Origin of the sequence: Candidatus Kryptonium thompsonii, from assembly GCF_001535985.1 — a bacterium.
Lineage (GTDB): Bacteria > Bacteroidota > Ignavibacteria > Kryptoniales > Kryptoniaceae > Kryptonium > Kryptonium thompsonii.
Map to the genome: position 1 here is coordinate 30,346 of NZ_CZVS01000066.1, position 18,899 is coordinate 49,244.

The window sequence follows — 18,899 nt, forward strand, 5'->3', positions numbered from 1 at the left end:
GAAGTTTACAGATGAAAAGGCTCAGAGACTACTTCAAAAGTGAAATTGACAGAGAAAGATACTTCAATGATCCTGAATATAGGAGACAAATTTTAAAAAAGTTAAAACAGAGCGAAAAAATAAGAACAATAATTTTAATTTCGTTGGCACTTTCGTTTACCGCATATCTTATTTATCTTGTCATCGGACTCCCTTCGCTTCAACAACTTGAAAATCCAACACCGGAGCTTGCTACAAAAGTTTATTCCTATGATGGTGAACTCCTTGGGCAGTTTTACATTAAGCAAAGAGCGTATACCCCTATTGATAGCATTCCCAAAAATCTAATCAACGCTTTAATTGCAACCGAAGACAGAAAATTTTACAGGCATTGGGGAATTGATTTTGATAGAGTTTTAAAAGCTATGGTTAAAAATATTTTAAGTTTTAAAATTCGCGAAGGAGCAAGCACAATAACTCAACAACTCGCGAGAAATCTTTACCTATCTCAAGAGCTTTCTCTCACAAGAAAAATCAGAGAAGCGATAACCGCAATTCAAATAGAGCGGAACTATACGAAGGAAGAAATTCTCGAGATGTATTTGAACATCGCTTACTTCGGCATGAGCGCTTATGGGGTTGAATCCGCATCTTTTGTTTACTTTGGAAAAAGTCCAAGGGAGTTAACACTTGCGGAATGTGCGCTTTTAGTTGGGATGCTAAGATCACCGGCAAGATATAATCCGTTTGAATATCCAGACAGAGCTATAAAGATCCGTGATGTTGTTCTAAAAAATATGCTCATCACTGGTTTCATAACCGAAGAAGAATATGAAAAGGCACGAAAGGAGCCGTTAAATCTAAACCGCGGTCGCGAATATATTTACTCCGGCATCGCTCCTCATTTTCTTGAATATGTCAGACTTCAACTTTTGAAAAAAGCGGAAAAATATGGATTTAACATCTACAAAGACGGACTCATTGTATATACCACACTCGATGCGAGGATGCAAAGGCACGCGATAAAAGCTGTAAAGGAACAACTTGATGAACTCCAAAAAGAATTTGATAAGGTGTGGAAATGGAACAGAGAACTTTTAAACGCGGTGCTTGATAAGGCAATAAAACAAAGTCCTAAATACCTTGAAGCAGATCCACTCGAAAAGGATAAAGTTTACCGCGAACTGCTTAACGATAAAGCATTTGTTGATTCCGTAAAAAGAGAAGCGACCCGGATTCAAGTCGGCTTCGTTGCAATTGAGCCGCAAACTGGGTATATCAAAGCAATGGTTGGAAGCTCAAACTTTGAAATTTTCAAGTATGGATTAAACCATGCAACACAAATAAAAAGACAGCCCGGTTCAGCCTTCAAACCCTTCGTTTATACAGTCGCCATTGATAACGGCTATTCACCAGCTTACCAACTTTTAAATCAACCGATCACGGTGATAATGGCAAATGGAGAAAAATGGACGCCTTCAAACTTTGATGGAACTTTCGGTGGAAAAGTTACACTAAGAGAAGCCCTTAAAATGTCAATAAATGTTGTCGCTGTAAGAGTTCTTCAAGAACTTGCTCCAATAAATCAAGTTATTGATTATGCCCACAGGATGGGAATAAAAACAGAGATTCCACCTTTTGAATCGATCGCTCTTGGCACTGCTGAGGTTGTCCCCTTAGAAATTACATCAGCCTATGGTGTATTTGCAAATGAAGGTGTTTATGTTGAGCCGGTTGGAATTTTAAGAATTGAAGATAGATTTGGAAATGTGATTGAAGAAGCAACACCCGAAAAAAGAGAAGTTATAAGCAGAGAAACTGCTTACATCATTACAAATATGCTCGAGGATGCGGTTAATTCAGGAACTGGAACGAGAGTAAGACAATTTTTCCATCTCCCATGCGCTGGCAAGACTGGAACAACACAGGATTTTGCTGACGCCTGGTTTATAGGTTATACTCCAAATCTTGTGGCTGGTGTCTGGCTTGGATTTGATGATAGAAGAATTACATTTGGCACAACATTTGGCCAAGGCGGTAGAGCAGCTGCACCGCTATGGGGTAGGTTTATGAAATATGTTTACGACGATCCCGAGATAAATATGCCAATCCTTGACTTTGAGCAACCTCCAGATGTCGTATCTGCAACAATATGTGCTGAATCTCAAAAACTTGCAACCCCCTATTGCCCTCAAAAGATAACCGACATCTTCATCAGAAAATACCTGCCCGTAAAACAATGCGATATTCATACATCTGAGCAAAAACCAAGAATCATGTTCTGACAATGAAGATAAAGATTATCAAACTTTTTCTCATCACTTTTATAATAAATTTCGCCTTCGCTCAAACTCAAGATGAATTAAATCTTTTACGACTTGCACAATCCTTTGAAAGAGCTGGGGAATATGAAAGGGCGTTAAAAATTTATGAAGAGCTTTACAACAACAATCCTACCAATAGAGTTTATCTTGAAGCAATTGTAAGACTAAACACACAGACAAAAAATTACGACCGAGCGATCAAACTTGCTCAATCATGGCTTTCTTCACACCCAGATGATATCGATATGATGGCAAGGCTTGGGGATGTTAACTTTAAAGCTGGCAACGAAAAAGAAGCAATTGAGATATGGGACAAAATTGTCAAAACTTACCGAAATAATCCCGGCATTTATAGAATGGTTGCCGATTACCTCATTCAGAACCGTTTATATGATAAAGCAATCCAATACCTTACCACAGCCCAGAAAATTGCTGGGGTACCGGAACTTTATTCATTTGAAATAGCGATGCTATACGAGTTTACGATGAGATTCGATAAAGCGGTTGAAGAATACATAAAAATTTTGAGAAGGACGCCAAGCATGATTCCAAGTGTTAAATCTAGAATGTCATCATACATAAATAGATCCGATGTTTTAAAACAAATCCTCCCCATCCTCGAATCCGAAGCGAAAGTATCAAAGTCAAACATTGGCATACTTGATCTTTACACATGGGTTTTAATGGAAGCCAAAGATTACCAAAAAGCACTTGAAATCCAAACTCAACTTGACAAGGTTACATATGCAAACGGTGAAGTGTTGCTAAATTTTGCCCGTGATCTATTTAATCAAGGAATTTATCACATAGCATTGAAAGCTTACGCATCGATAATTGAAAACTATCCAAACTCTAAAATCTTGGCCGAAGCAAAGTTTGGTGCAATTCGATCAAATGAAGAAATGTTAAGATTAAGGTTCAATACTATTGAGAATCCAGATTCTATATTTTATTCAGAATTAAGAAAAGTTGAGAGCGACTACTTGAAAATCTCAAATGAATATCCAGGGACGAAATATGAAGCTGAAGCCCTGTTTCGCTTGGGACTTATAAAACTTGATTTTTACTTTGACCTCGATCAAGCACAAAGATATTTTGAAGAGGTTGAGAAAAAATTTATGCTATCCCACGGGAAAGATGCCGTATTGAAACTCGCCGAGGTATTCACCTTAAAAGGTGATCTTGAATCAGCAAGGGAAAAATATCTTTACCTGATGAAACTCAAAAATTTCCCCGATACCCTCAGAGTAAAATTTTTACTTGCACAACTTGATTACTATGAGGGTAATTTTAACGCAGCAATAAAAACACTTGAAGAGATTTCAAAATTTACGTCCTCTGATTTTTCGAATGATGCAATTGAACTGATTTTGAAAATTCAGTCAAATCGTTTCCCCTCAGAAGAAAATCTTAAAAAGATGGCCCTTGCAGAGTTAAAGATAAAGCAAAAAAGATTTACCGAAGCGATTTCACTTCTTGAAACTATAATCTCAACATGTTCAAACTGCCCAATAACTGATGACGCAATTTTTACAGTTTCAAAAACATATGAGATGTTAAAGAAGTTTGATAAAGCAATTGAATACCTTGAAATTCTCTTGAATGGGCACCCGGAAAGCATTTACGCAGACGATGCACTTATGGAGAAAGGGAAAATTTACCAAAAACTTGGCAAGAATGAACTTGCGATTGATGCATATACGAAACTTATTTCGCAATTTCCGAATTCTATATTTGTGAATGAAGCCAGAAAAAGAATCAGAGAATTGAGAGGCGAACTGCAATGATAAAAAAATTTTTTCTTATTCTAATCATTTTTCTTTTTCAAACTTTGATCGCGCAAAACAAGATTTTGATATACATGGATTTAAAGCAGACCGATCATCTGAAAGCTTATGGCATTGCTTATTTTGCGCTAAAACACGGAGTTGACGTTGATTGGCTTTTGAATTATCGGGGTGGTTCCTTTATGATGGATTACCATGATGAGATCGCAAATGAATGCAGGGTTCGCGGAGTTGCGTTTGATGTGATTTCAAGCTCCGATGCCCTTAAAATCTACGCACAGATTCAAGATGAAAACAACAATATGGATGTTGTGCGACTTGAAAAAGCCCCAAAAATTGCTGTTTATGTTCCACCAAATTTCAGACCTTGGGATGATGCTGTCACGCTTGCACTTGAATACGCCGAAATCCCGTATGATAAAATTTGGGATGAGGAAATTTTAAATGGCAAAGTTTACGAATACGATTGGCTTCATCTTCACCATGAGGATTTCACGGGGCAATATGGAAAGTTTTACGCTTCATTTGGAAGGACGCAATGGTATATTGAAGAGCAAATGATGTATGAAAGAGAGGCAAAACGGCTTGGCTTTAAAAAGGTTTCCGAGCTTAAGAAGGCAGTTGCCCGCGGGATAAAAGAATACATCGCTTCCGGTGGTTTCGTCTTCGCCATGTGCTCTGCAACTGATGCATTTGATATAGCTTTAGCTGCTGAAAACACTGACATATGCGATGTAATGTATGATGGCGATCCCCCGGATCCAAATTGCCAAGAAAAACTTGATTTCTCAAAGACGCTCGCTTTTGAAAATTTCAAACTTGAAATGAATCCGTATAGATATGAATATTCTGACATAGACCTTCCGCCAAGTGATCCCCCACCAATACGTGATCCGTCAACTGATTACTTTACGCTCTTTGAATTCTCAGCCAAATATGACCCGGTTCCAACTATGTTAACCCAAAATCACGTTAATGTAATCCGAAACTTCTTGGGACAAACGACATCATTTAACAGAAAAGTTATAAAAAAGTCCGTTGTCATCCTTGCTGAAAAAGAAGGCACCGATGAAGTAAAATATATTCACGGTAATTACGGTCGCGGGACATTTACATTTCTTGGTGGTCATGACCCCGAAGATTATCAACACGCGGTTGGCGATCCCCCAACAGATCTTTCACTTCACAAAAATTCCCCCGGTTACAGGTTGATCCTGAACAATGTTTTGTTCCCAGCGGCGAAAAAGAAAAATTGAAAACTTAAAAACTTCAACTGGGAGCATCAAATGAGGTTAACACGAAGAGAATTCATTAAGAAAACTGGAGCGACGATAATTGGGGCAAGTTTGATCGGATTTGAAAATACACTTGAAAAAAGAAAACTTGGTAAGACAGGGCTTAATATCACAATACTTGGCTTAGGATGTGCCCAGATTGGCTCAATAAGAAGTTTCAAACAAGCTGTAAAAATTGTTGAAACAGCCATTGATTTAGGAATAAATTACATCGATACAGCAAGCACATATGGCAATAGCGAGGAAAAGGTCGGCGAGGTTATGAAGTCAAGAAGGAAAGAAGTTATACTTGCAACAAAAACGCTTCAACGAGATAAAGAATCATCTTGGCGAGAGATAAATACAAGTCTTGAAAGATTAAAAACCGACTATGTTGACATCCTTCAGATTCACTCAGTTAACACAATGTATGAGCTTGATAAAATTACATCAAAAAATGGTTCTCTTTACGCTGTTATAAGAGCAAAAGAAGAAGGGCTTTGCAAACATATCGGGATCACAGGGCATAAAAACCCTGAGGTTATAAAAGAGGCATTAAATAGATTTGACTTCGAAACAGTTCTTATCCCCCTAAGCCCGGTTGATAAACTTTTAAATGACTTTGGCGATGTAATTTTCCCGATCGCCCAAAAGAAAAACATCGGTGTAATTGCAATGAAAGTTTTAGCGGATGGCAGATATATAAAATTTGTCTCGGAAAGTTTACGCCATGTTTTCTCGCTTCCTATAAGCACTGCGATCGTCGGAATGCAAACGCTCGATGAACTAAAGCAGAATGTTGAAATAGCCAAAAATTTTGTGCCAATGAGTCTATCCGAAATGCAAAACTTTATCGAGAAAACTAAAAAGTACGCCTCAACATCAATACTTTGGTGGAAACAGGGCTAATCAGATTCGCCTTCCTGACCACTTGAAGAGAGAGCAACAATTGAATAAAACATCGAAATTCCCATCGAAAGAGCAAATAAAGCGAAGATCTTATTCATCAACGAAAGATATGTTGACACCAATGTCAACACAAAAAATATTATGATAAGACCTATGTTAAGTTTTTTAATCATTGCAGCGAAATTTTAATTTTAAAAATAAAAGAGCGGGCAAACGCCCGCCCGGTGAAAGTTTACTTAATAAGCAACATCTTCTTAACGGATGAATAGCCGCCAGCCGTTAACTTGTAGAAATAAACCCCGCTCGGCAAGTGCCCCCCGTTAAATTTAACTCTATATGAACCGCTCGAAAGATATTCATCAACAAGCTTCTCGACCACCTGACCAAGCGAATTATAGACGATCAATTTCACATTTGAAGATTTAGGCAAATCAAATTCTATAACCGTCTCTGGGTTAAATGGATTTGGATAGTTTTGTCTCAACTCAAATTTAGCGGGGGTTTCCGAGATCCTATCATAAACTTTGACAAACTTTGAGTAATCTGTATTCTGCGGGTCATAATTCGTCCAGCCAAGATCCCATCTTTGAGTTGAATCCGGACCAAAAGCACCAACCCAATTTACGGGTGTTAAATCTTGCAATCTTGGATTTGTGAAGTCAGCCATACCAATTAAAGGAGAACCCGACAATGGAATTGGTTTAGGATTAGAGTTAAATGGATCTGCAAGTTTAAGCTCACTTACAGTTGCGTATATTTTGTTTCCATATTGTGACCTCAAAAACCATCCCTTCGCATCAAAACCGGAGACATTTGTTTGCACTTGATTTGCGGATTTAATTCCAGCCAATACAACATTTCTTATTTGAAGCGTATCATTTTGAGCGTCGTTTGCAACATTTGAACCATCAAGATAAATCCCGGTTGGCCAACCTAAAAACACACTATTGTAAGTACTAAGCCTTGTCGAACGTCTTAAGTGAGCAGCTCTTCTATAATTCGGATTGTAACCGGTGAAAGTTGTATCTGGCATTGGACCAATTGAGGTCAGATTACAGAAAATTCCACTTGTTCTCGGTTGATTTGTCGAGCCAGTTCCATCGTTATCAGATTCAAATCCATTGCTACCGCTTATATCAGCTATATTTGGGTCTCTCACCGCAAGAGCAAATTGAACCTTTCCAGACCAACCAAAATCTGTATCAAAATCGTCATCAAGCCCTTTGTAAGCAACGAGATATCGTGCGTTCACATTTCCACCAAACCATTCAAATGAGTCGTCCCCTGAATAACTCACCTGAACATATTCAATCAAAGTTTTTCTCCCAACACCTCCAAGCGTTAAGCCATTGATTTCATTATCGGGTTGATATGGGATACCGGGGAATTCAATTCTAACATATCTGAAAACTCCACTGCTATCATCCGGATTGTTCCCACCGTAAATTCCATCATCTCCAAGTCCACCTTCTATGACCGCAGTTCCACCTGGAACATTGATCGGCGCTTCACCAAGAATTATCACTCCACCCCAATCACCGGCTGCCCTTTGACCAACGGGCTGCGCACTTGTGAAGACTATAGGTCTATCCTTTGTCCCATTAGCATATATTTTCCCGCCACGCTTTATGATCAAACTACCCTTCGTCTCCTTTTCGCCATAAATTATCGTTCCGGGTTCAATAGTCAATGTCGCTCCCCTCTCAACTGTGACAAATCCTCTCAAAAGATACTGCTTATCAGCGGTAAGCGTTGAATCCTGAGTAATCCTTCCCTGAAGAACCACTACATTTGCCGGCGGTTGAGCAAATGAACCAGCCCAGACCAGAATTAATTGAATCAAGGCAAAGATAAGGAATTTGATTGAACTGTTTCGAGTTTTAACTGAGCCCTTTAACTGATCTCTCATGTTTGTCTCCTGTGTTTGTTTTTGTTTGAAATAAGATGGATTAGAATTTAACATTCATGCCAAAGGATATGCTTGCAATTGTTGAGATTTTCTGATACAGATACCCACCTTGCTTTAGAACGATCGGTCTTGCGGTGATATTTTTCCCAGTTATGTTTAAATTCAAACTTTTGCTCAATCTATAACCAAGTTTGAAATCAATCTGATATCTCGCCTGTTCAACTATATCGTCGTTATATTGCGTTGCAACATCGTAGACCCTTGGTCCAGTAAGATTATAAGATAGGCTTAGGTTAAATCTTGAATGTGGCTTTTCATATACAAGTAAAATATTTGCAAGATATGGTGCTTGCCCCTGTAAACTTCTTCCCTTCCTTGCTATTGTTCCTTCTGTTCTTTCAACATCAACTTGTGATTTGCTAAAGGTCAAGTTGCCGATAAGTTTTATGCCGAATACATCTTTTACAAATTCAACCTCAAGTCCAGATACATTTGCAAACTTTGCGTTTTTAAAGGTTCTTTCAGAACCAAGGGCGCTTCCTGAAACGATGACCTTTTCAATAGGTGAATTTATGTGCTTATGAAATATCCCAACCGAAATCATATCCTCACCCAAACTGAAAAGCTCAAATCTCAAATCGTAATTAAAAACTAACGCCCGCCTCAACGATGAATCACCCCTTACGCTCGTCTGCGTGTAAAAATCAAAATAAGCAAAGGGTGAAATCTCCCTCAGTTCAGGCTTGTTAATCGTCTGGCTATACGATAACTTGATGTTCATCGTATAAGTTGGAGAGTATTTAAATTCAACGGCTGGTAAAACATCAAAGTAAGTCTTCGAAATCAAAACCTCGTTTATACCTGCGAAATCTTTCGTGTAGATATTTTGCTTAACCATTTCCACTCTAAAACCTGTGGCAAGATTGAAAATTTGAGACCTTAATCTGAATGGTATTCCAAGCGAAAGATAAGATGCCATGTTCTTATCATAAGCCCTGTACTTATTCGTTCCCGCTTTATATTCATCAAGTGAGAAACCATTTCTCTTGAAATTTTCTGGGATAAAAATTGAATCGGCGGGCAAGTAAAACATCCTCCAATCGGTTATACCATTCAAATTCACAACGACACCGATCAAACGAAACTCAAAATTACGCTTCGTCTCCCAAAAGTCAAATCCCGTTTTAACATCCATCCCAAAGAGTGGAAACTTAACGCTGGTTCTCAACTCCCTGACGTCGTCCCTCAAATTTGATGAAAGGATCCCGCCGTTTTTAAAATTTGCCTGCGGTCCAAGTATTACTGCAAACTTCGCATTTGGGTCATTCATATCTCTGCCATATACAAGCCGTCTTGTATCAGGTTCTATATTTAAAATCGAAGATATAGAACCCTGCCATTTAAGATTAACACTGCCAAAATTATTCTCCCCATAGACCTGCCCGAAATAAAGATTCCTTTGATTAAATCTTATCGCCATATGAATTTGCTCCGCCCCTTGATCGGTATATTGAAATCCCCTCATCTGTGCCGATTCATCCTCAAACATTCCAACCGCAAAGCCACGAAAACCTATCATCTGATTTAAAAATCTTGACTTAAGATCAACTAATCCCGCAAATCTCATTTCTCTCGAAACCCTACTTCCCCCAAATTCAAATCTTTTTGACCAATCTCCTTCATACTCATAAACCTCAAAGTCCCTTTTATGCGAAAAACCTTCATAAATAAGCCCAAGCGAATAGTTAAATCCATTAAAAATCAATTTTCCAGAGCTCAAAAAACTTGTTTTAAAATTCGGCAAGTTATAAAATGAATTTTTACTCCAAAGATTTTTTATGCTCCTTGCATAAACATTCCTTTCTTCAACGGGAACTTTTGTAATATCCTCAGGAAAATCGGAAGGCAAACCATTAATTTGTTTCGCCGATGTTCCAAAAAGATTTAATCTATCCATCCCATAAACAAAGAACTTCTTAAAGGTCACATCTGGAATCGTGGACACAGATAAATCGGTCGAATTTATCATTGAGTCTGAAAATTCAATCGTTTTTATATCGATGAATCCCCCTGAGAAATTCCCGGGCAAATCCGGAGAAAATGTTTTGACAACTTTTATGCTTTGAACAAGACCCGATGGGATAAGGTCAAATGTGAAAGCTTTCTTATCCGGTTCAGGGCTTGGAAGGAACGAACCGTTAAGCGTAGCTATGCTATATCTTTCCTCGACCCCACGAACATTTACAAATTTGCCCTGCTTAACAGAAACGCCGACAATTTTTGCCATAAGATCAGAAGAAGTTGACGCAGTTGTTAACTTTATCTGCTCATAACTCAGACCATCAAATATACCCATGCTCATCTGCTTAGTTGCAATGAAACTTTTCAAGGAGATATTGTCTTGCTTTACAGATCCGGTGACTTCGACTTTGCCAAGCTCGATAACATCTGGTTTCATCCTGAAATTGATTACACTTTCTTTATCAACGGCGACCACAGTATCGATCGTTTTATAGCCGACATAACTTACTTTTACTCTGACTTTTGATTTGCTCACATTGATTTTGAATGCGCCTTCAAAATCTGTAGTCGTTCCCCTGTTTAACTCCGGGATAAAAACATTGGCACCAATTAATGGTTCACCTGTCGTTGAATCAATAACCTTCCCCGAAATTTGAAATTGGGCAAGTGAAAAATTTAAAAGCAAGAAGGAAAAACACGCAACAAGCAATAAAATCTTTCTCATAGAAACACACTGAATTAATTTTTTTCACCTCTAAATTAGACCACTTGCTTAAAGCAAAAATAAAGGAAGGGTTAAGAAACGGTTAATCATCATGCGTTAAAAATCATAAAAATGGCAGGATTTTTAACTGAAACTTAACAATTCATGATTTGGGAATTAAATTTGGTCGGTTAGATATTTTATTATCGTGGGGGTTATGTCAAGAATTGATCTTATGCTCATTGCGACTTTTTCCTTCCCTTTCCCCCATATTATGGTTGGAACTTTATTTAATGTGTGGGTCTTTATTGAAAGGTCTTCAATATTTCCATGATCACTCGTTAAAATTATCAAATGCTCGTTCAAATCGGTATTAGTAAGCAACGAATCAAGAAAACGCTCAATTCTATCAATATACTTCAAAGCTAACTCAAAATCTTGATTATGCCCCGCCTCATCTGTGAATGGAAATTCATACATAACAAAATCATATTCACTGAGCAAATCAGCTATGATTTTACCTGATTCCTCAGGAGTAATGATTTTAACATCAGGATAAAATCTCTTCAAAAACTCACCAGTCAAATCGGCAGGCACCGCCTTACCATCTTGCAGTTCTTTATCGTACCATCTGAATGGAACTTGCGAAGCCATTACAGCATAAGTTGTAGCAGAAAGTTTTTCACCACGGAGCTCAAAATAATGTTTCGAATAAGCGTTTGCAAATGTTGCTTTTTTGCCAAGCTTTTTTAACTTCAAAAATATACTTTCAGAGAGAAGAACCTTCCTCAATGTAGGTGTTGGAAGCCCATTTATATGTCCTTGCATTATCTCAGCAGCGTTGACCCCTGTAAAAATAGCGGTCTGACCCGTAGCACTTTGTGGATAACCCGGAACATCTAAAGTTGCATCCGTTGGAACTATGATACCATCATATTCCGCCCTGAAATTATTTCCATCGATAAACGCACGAAAAAATTTTGATCTATACCTTGCAAACGGATTTTTCTCCGGGTCATCCTCACCTATCCCAATGCCATCAAAAAATAAAAGAGCAGCCGACATTTTTAAAATTCAACCTTTAATTTTACCTTCGCGTTTAAACCAGTTATCAAATCGTAACTTAAATTTGTCTCAGTTTTTAATTTGCGATTATTAAGCATAGCAGTTACCACCGCATCGATGGCACTTAAAGCATGATTTGCAACTAAAATAAAAGTAGCAGTGCTCGCAATAGAATAAAAATCATTCGCTTTTCCTCTTTCAAGCGAATAAAATTTAAACTTTGGCGTCGGTTTTAATTCCGAAACATTTTCGGGAACGAAATTTCTATCGAAATCATTCCAACCCGGAGCATATTGATGATATTTCCCAATTAATTCGTAGTATTGCTGTTCCCCGTAAAACGGAAGTGTATGAGAGAATCCACCAGAGAGCCGACTTATATATCTTTCAGCTTCATTTAACCTTGACCAATCAACCCTTTGCCAAGGTTTTAAGTTTGGATCAGGCGTTATACGAATTATCGGTGCATCTGAAGTGCCATATTTCGTCATCCACTGGTTCATCCACTCTGCATAGTCAACAACGCTCCAGTTTTCATCGGCATATTGTTTAAACCATCTTGTTTGTTCATCACCTTTTTTAGTATATGAGAAATAAGTAATCCACAGAACGACCTCGGCGGTAAAAAACAGCGCGGACTTCAAATAACTTTTTGTGTAAAATTGTCCACCCCCAGGAATTATAGCCGATAATAAACCAGCTTTTAGCGGTGAGTATTTATTAAACTTATTCGCATCGCTTTCAGATGAAACTACCACCCCAGAAAAATCAAGGTCAAGTTGACCTGTTGAAAATTTTAATTCCTGCGCTCGTAAAGTTGAAATCAAAACCAAAATTATAAAAAAAGCTTTTTTCATCTTCACACCGCATATTAGTTTTATTCAATTGAATCAAATTCAAAAACAACACCGAAATAAAACCTCACATCTCGCCCAAAACTATATTTTACCTTGTTTATAACCTTATCAAATTTATCAAATCCGTAAGCAACGCTTGCAAATATCTTCATTGGGAAAACATAAAATGAAGTCCCATCAATTCTCAACTCAACTCCAACATCTTTTTTAAAATCCTTCAACCTCGTTACATCATTCCATGCATTCCCATAGTCAAAAAACAAACCCAAGTAAATTCTCTGAAATCCAAGATTTAAAATTTGAAGATGAAAATAATCTATCACTGGGAATCTATAGATTGTTCTCAACGTCAAAATTTCGTTCCCACCAAATGAATAAAACGAATATCCACGCATTCCAATTAAACCACCAGAATAAAAGTTAAAGAATTCATCAACAGGTTTACCAAGTATGCTTCCATATTTAAAGATAAAACCAAGCGTATGGTTCTTCAAGGGCAACCTTACATACTCATTCCAATTCAGTTCAAACCTCCAGAAGTTAAATTTTCTATAAACAGGGACTAAAATCCCATCCTTGAGCTCGTATGTCCCGTCTGGATTTAACTTGTTAAATTCATAATTCAAACGCAGATTAATCTTTCTACCAACAGGGTTTATGTCAGAGTTACTTTTAGGCTGTATCCCTCTAAATGCAAAATCAAAATAAAAAGTTCGCCCGATGAAGTAAACATCATCGGATGATCTAACAAGGGTATTCGTTTCAGGAATGATGAAACTTTTTACCTCGGCTGAATACCTTGAAAATGTGAAGCCAGTTTTTAAATCCAAACTTGGCAAGAAAATTTTCCATTTAAACGAAAGGTCAACCTCGGTCAAGTGATACACAACATCAACGGGTATTAAATTCAATCCAAGTGTGATGGGATATTTTACGACACGAGTGACATTGTATGCTTCAACTGTAAACCTCGGCTTTAGCCCAATTTGATAAAGCAACGGAAATCGATCGTTAAATTCAAATATGAGAAATAAATCGCGCTCAAACTTTTTATTCATCAACGCGCCAGCAAATAAACTATACTTCCCAACGACATCGGTTGAGTAAGTGTAAAACCCAAATTTTATAAGGTCAATGCCACGATCATGTTTGTTATAATTGTCAAACCGAAAAACAGGATAAAACGAAAGGGATGTGTAAACATTTTTATACTCTTTAACCTCAAACTCTGGAAGATTTGAATCGTCGTAATCGTTCGAGCGAGCCAAATGAAAATTCGGCATAAAATTATTTTCATAAGCAAGTAAATCCACAGCCTCAGGTTGCTTGAATCTTTTAACTTGCTCCATGTATGCTATTTTAAACCCATCCGAAGTATAGGTTGAATAAACCATTTTATCATCAATGACATCCGGCATGAATGCTCCACCGTAAACATTCGTAAGTTGTGAAATTTCCCCCGTCAATGTGTCAAGCTCGTAGATATTGAAAATTCCACTTCTATCTGAAGAAAAATAAATTTTTCGCCCATCTTTAGAAAAAGTTGGGTTTCGTTCATCGCTCGCAGTAGCCAAAACAGGTTTAAATTCCAAAGTTTCTATATCAATGATCCCGATATCTCTGTTATTTTTCAAAGAGTAATCAAACAAAATTTTTCTTCCATCGGGTGAGAAACAAAGTCCATAAATTTGTTCACCGTTGTTAAAATTAGTTATCATTTTCACACTTATCTCATTCGAATTTAACACATCGTTAAGTTTTATAATCCCAATGTTTGAAGTCCCATCTTTGTAAGTTACAAAGGCAAGTAATTTTCCGTCCGAAGACACCGCAGGATTATTGGCTCTTAAACCATAGGTTAACCTTTTCTCCTTTCTCGACTCAAGATCATAAACGAAGACATCGTATAGGCTTCGCCAGTTTTTGTTTTTTCTGGTTTTCTTTGAGTAAAAAATTTTCTTTCCATCAGGCGACCACGCTATGGATGAAGTAACGCCAGAGACAAGTTTATTCTCCTTTCCATTTTTAAGATCATACAAATAAATTGCGGATGGAGCAAAGTAATCGCTTTCTTTATTTGAAATGTAAGCTACCTTCTCCCCATCTGGAGAAAATTTCGGATAAAAATTTCCAAAGCCATCCCGTGCAATCAAATTCCCCTCAACTTTTTCGCCGATCGCTTTAATTTGTTTTTCATATTTTTCGCTAAGATATGCCCTCCACAAATTGTAAAGTTCTTTTCCATCAATGCCAAGGGATTTTTTTATCGCCTGATCTATAGTTAGATAAAAAGGTGACCTAAGGCTTTTTGATATCTCCTCAAGCTTCCCCACGCCATAATTTTTTGCGATAAATTCCACAAGTGAAAAGCCCGAATTATAAACCGATTCATTGCCCAAACTTGTCTTCCCAAAAGCTGTCAATTCCTCCCAAGAAAGAACCTTGTTGTCAATAACCTGCATTCTTAAGATCATATCTCTATGCGTATCCCAGTAGTCATAATTTAAATCTGGGTGATTGAACTGTGCCACACCTTCCGCAAACCATGCTGGAACATTTACACCTGCAAATGGATAAGATACAATAACATTCGGGAAACCATAAAGCACATCAGGTCTGCTTTCCTTTTCATAGCCGAGCCATTGAAAATAAACAGCGGGAACTCTTCTACCAAACTTCATCGCAACTTGCATTTGAACATTGTGCGTAAACTCATGCGTGACGACATCCCTCAACCAGTTATGCACCCCACGAAGCTCAAAATCAAGTGCGCTTGCCCATATCTCAATCCTGTTATCATAAAAATAGGTCACCCCGTTTGAATAATCGTCATAATCTTTTATGATTATGCTAACCTTTTGATCTATCTTATGCCCGTAAATTGAAGTTATAGGTTCATATATTTCCTCAGCAATTTTAGCAACAACCTTTGCAGTTCTCTCAGCTCCATCGTGGAAGTGGATAAGAAAATGCTTCGTCTCAATGGTATACCATTGAAGCTCCGGATGAATAAATTCATCATCCTGTGCAAGGGAGATAGATGAAACAAAGCAAAGCAAAATAAACAAAACTATTTTGGGAGAAATTTTCATTTCACAACAGCAATCTTTATTATCTTAACATCACTTCTACCTTGGGCGATGGCTTCAACTCTTGCATAATAAATTCCACTTTGAACATTTCTTACATCCCATTTTATATCCGCATCAAAGTTTGCGCTTACGTTCGTGTTCATCTCGTCAACCTTAAATCCAGCGAGATCAAAAATTTTGATGTTAATTTTAGCATCGTAAAATGTTCTAACACGAATATAAGTTGCATCATCATAGACTGGATTTGGCCAGTTGTAAACCTCTTTTTTATCGAGTATCTCCACAGCCGGCGGTGGAACTACTTCTTGCGATTTCGAGGAATAATTTGAATGTCTTTCATCCCGCAAATAACTTGACCAAAGAACAGACGCAGGTACCGAACTCGGTTTTATCGTCCATGCATAAAGATAACCATCACTGCTTGGAACAAAAAGATAAACAAGGTTGCTTTCATAATAGACCGCAGGAGATGTAACACAAGATCCACTGATAGACACAGGAAAACCCGGAATGATTCTACCTTGAACATCAAAAGCATAAATTTGTCCATTGTCCGTTCCAACAACTATCTCAGGCAAGCTATCACCGTAAAAATTTACAATGACTGGAGAAGACAACTCGCTTGCATTTCTAACCTCTATCGGAAAATTTAAAAGCACGGAGCCAAGATAGTTAAAAGCCCAAATTTTATTTCCCGATGTTATAACCATATCCGGAAAACCGTCAAGATTTAAATCAGCAACTGCCGGCGATGTGCGAATCTTTTGAATGTTCTGAATTTTAACTTGCTTACTTGCCCCAGTTTTAGTGTTAAGTATAACAATTCTCCCATCATCCTCAATTCCGACGACTATCTCAATCTCACCTTCGCCTTTCAAATCAATCCCAGCCGAAGATACGAAATTAACATCAAAGTTCCACTCACCTTTTTCCGTTTTAATTTTACTTTTTGAAACCGCAACCCACATCGAATCGCTCGCAATTAAAGCAACAACTGGCTCATCAGCAATTTTAATTTTTCTGTTCAATGTTCCATCTTTATTCAAAATGACAATGTTTCCGAGGCTATCCCCAAAAATAATCTTATCCTTAAATATCGCCGGCGGAGTTGAAACAAAATTTTCATTTTTAAAAACCCACAGGCTATCTACAAAACCATCGAGATCTGTATCCCATGTTTTAAAAGCATAAATTTTTTTACCGTCGACCCCGACAACATCACCTATCCCATCACCATCGATATCAAACACAGCGCAAGCGAAATCACTTTTCACATTTGAATAATAACCTTGATCATTCAATGTCAAACTTGTTCCAGATGGATTAAAGGCGAAAATTCCGGACGATGCGTTTAAAATTATTTCGTTTTTCGGATCGTTATCTATGCTTGCAATTGTGACAAAGGATTTTTCTGTCATTCCGATTATTCGCTTTGGGAAAGCAGGCGCTGGAAGAACTATAGAATCGGAAAAGCCAATTTTAAAAGTCATAACAGGTGAAGGGATGCTAAAATCATAAATCTTAACATTAAAATTTGATAGGTTATTTGTCGGGTTCCACGGATATGCGTTCACCGAGAATTCGTTTCTATACGTAGGTGCGGAATTACCCAAAAACCACATATCAAATTCCCAACCAATTTCATCACCGTATATTACTTGCGGACCATCAGCCTCAACAAGTTTCACACCAAGTCGTTTCAAATCGTTGTTAATCGAATTCGTTTTCAACTTTTCCTCAATCACATTCTCATCGATATACCATATCAGAACTCCAGACCCAGGCAAAGCCCAATCGGGTTCATCGACATCAATTAAAACTCCATACACCGAATCAATATCAAAATAATTAAATCCATTTTCATCCCTTGTAAAAACTCGCTCAATTATCCTTTCCCCCGTCGAATCACGCCAATAAAATTTCATCCTGACCCCATCGTTAAAAACATCTCGGTTTCTATTTTCAACCAAAAAATATTCCTTCGCATTGATGGATATTTTAAAAACTGCATTGCTTTTGTTAAGTTGGAAGGCATGGATTGAGATGGTCGTATCTTTCAAATTTTTAATTTCAATGGGTTGGCAAATTCCAAGTTTAACTTTTTCCCACGCGGACGGTTCCGGTGGCAAAACTCCACGATATGAAAAAATCCCCGGACCATCCATCAAACCAAATCTACCAATCCTCGATCTCCCAGTCTTTGTATCAAATAAATCTGGTAATCCGAGAAAACTTGCGAAGTTTGACACAAGCAAACCATTTAAACCTATCTGAAGTAATCTTTCCCCGGTTACCGTTTGAACATATCTTGACTCAGTTTCGGGCAATATGATTGAATTCTTAATTTCAAAATTCTCGGAAATTCCGTTTTTTCTTAAAAATGCTTGAATAGAATCACTGTTTACAAACAAAGAAGGAATATCAAATGGAGTTGGATCATATCCATACTCTGCGGTCAAATCTATGTCCCTTCCTACCCCAGCGTGAAAAATGATATAGCAATCATATTCAGAAAGAGGGTAACTCGTTCTAATGGAGGAATTTTTAACAAGTGTCCAAGTCTCATAAACAAGCATTAAAATTCGCTCGAGTCCCGAATCCCGGGGAGGCGAATAATTTTTCATCTGTTTAGATAACGTAAATACAGAATCTATGATCTCATACTCAATTCCTATGGAAAGCTTCGCGAAATAATTTTTCAAAAATTGAAGATGTGCTTCAAAATATTTTTTGTCGTGTGGCGGTGGGTCAATGATTTTTTTAGAGGGAAAACTTAAATTAAACTTCCCATTCCCCGTCGTCAAAGGATCGTTATCTTCCTGAAACTCAACCATTACAGCGATGACCTTATAAAGATGCTGCGCTTGTGAAAAAACATCTATCGCAAAGAACAATAAAATAGCCAAAAATAACCAAATTATCCTCATCTCGCAGGCTTATGACAATTTTTTAGTGAAAGGCGGAAAAGCCCGCCTTAA

At 37.7% G+C, this 18,899-nt stretch carries 11 protein-coding genes; 4 read left to right on the plus strand and 7 right to left on the minus strand.

All coding sequences use genetic code 11. From position 1 onward, the window contains the following. Positions 1-11 precede the first annotated feature (11 nt). From AWW78_RS08850 to AWW78_RS08865, 4 genes are read left to right on the plus strand one after another with little or no spacing between them, the layout of a single operon-like run. Positions 12-2,264: a penicillin-binding protein 1A gene (locus AWW78_RS08850; protein ID WP_082349289.1), complete on the plus strand. Its 2,253-nt coding sequence runs from the start codon at positions 12-14 to the stop codon at positions 2,262-2,264. 2 nt (positions 2,265-2,266) lie between these two features. Next, entirely contained in the window at positions 2,267-4,090 is a 1,824-nt protein-coding gene (locus AWW78_RS08855) for a tetratricopeptide repeat protein (RefSeq protein WP_047133489.1), read from the plus strand. Next, positions 4,087-5,346, plus strand: a complete 1,260-nt coding sequence (locus tag AWW78_RS08860) for a hypothetical protein (protein WP_047133490.1) — start codon at positions 4,087-4,089, stop codon at positions 5,344-5,346. The genes AWW78_RS08855 and AWW78_RS08860 overlap by 4 nt, the downstream gene beginning before the upstream one ends. A gap of 30 nt (positions 5,347-5,376) precedes the next feature. Next, complete coding sequence (locus AWW78_RS08865) at positions 5,377-6,273, plus strand: aldo/keto reductase (protein ID WP_082349290.1); 897 nt, start codon at positions 5,377-5,379, stop codon at positions 6,271-6,273. Here AWW78_RS08865 and AWW78_RS10605 read toward each other — a convergent pair. The 7 genes from AWW78_RS10605 to AWW78_RS08895 all read right to left on the minus strand — a co-directional run bounded on the left by AWW78_RS10605 (position 6,270) and on the right by AWW78_RS08895 (position 18,848). Then, positions 6,270-6,446 (minus strand): hypothetical protein, encoded by a 177-nt coding sequence (locus tag AWW78_RS10605; protein WP_159421258.1) that lies wholly within the window; start codon positions 6,444-6,446, stop codon positions 6,270-6,272. The two genes, AWW78_RS08865 and AWW78_RS10605, sit on opposite strands and share 4 nt — an antisense overlap. Before the next feature lie 59 nt (positions 6,447-6,505). After that, positions 6,506-8,182: a T9SS type A sorting domain-containing protein gene (locus AWW78_RS08870; protein ID WP_082357574.1), complete on the minus strand. Its 1,677-nt coding sequence runs from the start codon at positions 8,180-8,182 to the stop codon at positions 6,506-6,508. A gap of 40 nt (positions 8,183-8,222) precedes the next feature. Next, a complete protein-coding gene (locus AWW78_RS08875) occupies positions 8,223-10,928 on the minus strand; it encodes a TonB-dependent receptor (RefSeq protein WP_047133491.1) in 2,706 nt (901 codons plus the stop codon). A gap of 156 nt (positions 10,929-11,084) precedes the next feature. After that, positions 11,085-11,972 carry an alkaline phosphatase family protein gene (locus tag AWW78_RS08880; protein WP_047133492.1) on the minus strand — a complete coding sequence of 296 codons (888 nt, stop codon included), beginning with the start codon at positions 11,970-11,972 and terminating at the stop codon, positions 11,085-11,087. Positions 11,973-11,974: 2 nt separating this feature from the next. Then, entirely contained in the window at positions 11,975-12,829 is an 855-nt protein-coding gene (locus AWW78_RS08885) for a DUF5683 domain-containing protein (RefSeq protein WP_047133493.1), read from the minus strand. Between the two features lie 20 nt (positions 12,830-12,849). Further along, positions 12,850-15,921, minus strand: coding sequence for a PD40 domain-containing protein (locus tag AWW78_RS08890; protein WP_047133494.1), 3,072 nt, complete (start codon positions 15,919-15,921; stop codon positions 12,850-12,852). Continuing rightward, positions 15,918-18,848 (minus strand): T9SS-dependent M6-like inactivated metalloprotease, encoded by a 2,931-nt coding sequence (locus tag AWW78_RS08895; RefSeq protein WP_047133495.1) that lies wholly within the window; start codon positions 18,846-18,848, stop codon positions 15,918-15,920. The genes AWW78_RS08890 and AWW78_RS08895 overlap by 4 nt, the downstream gene beginning before the upstream one ends. Between the last annotated feature and the right edge of the window lie 51 nt (positions 18,849-18,899).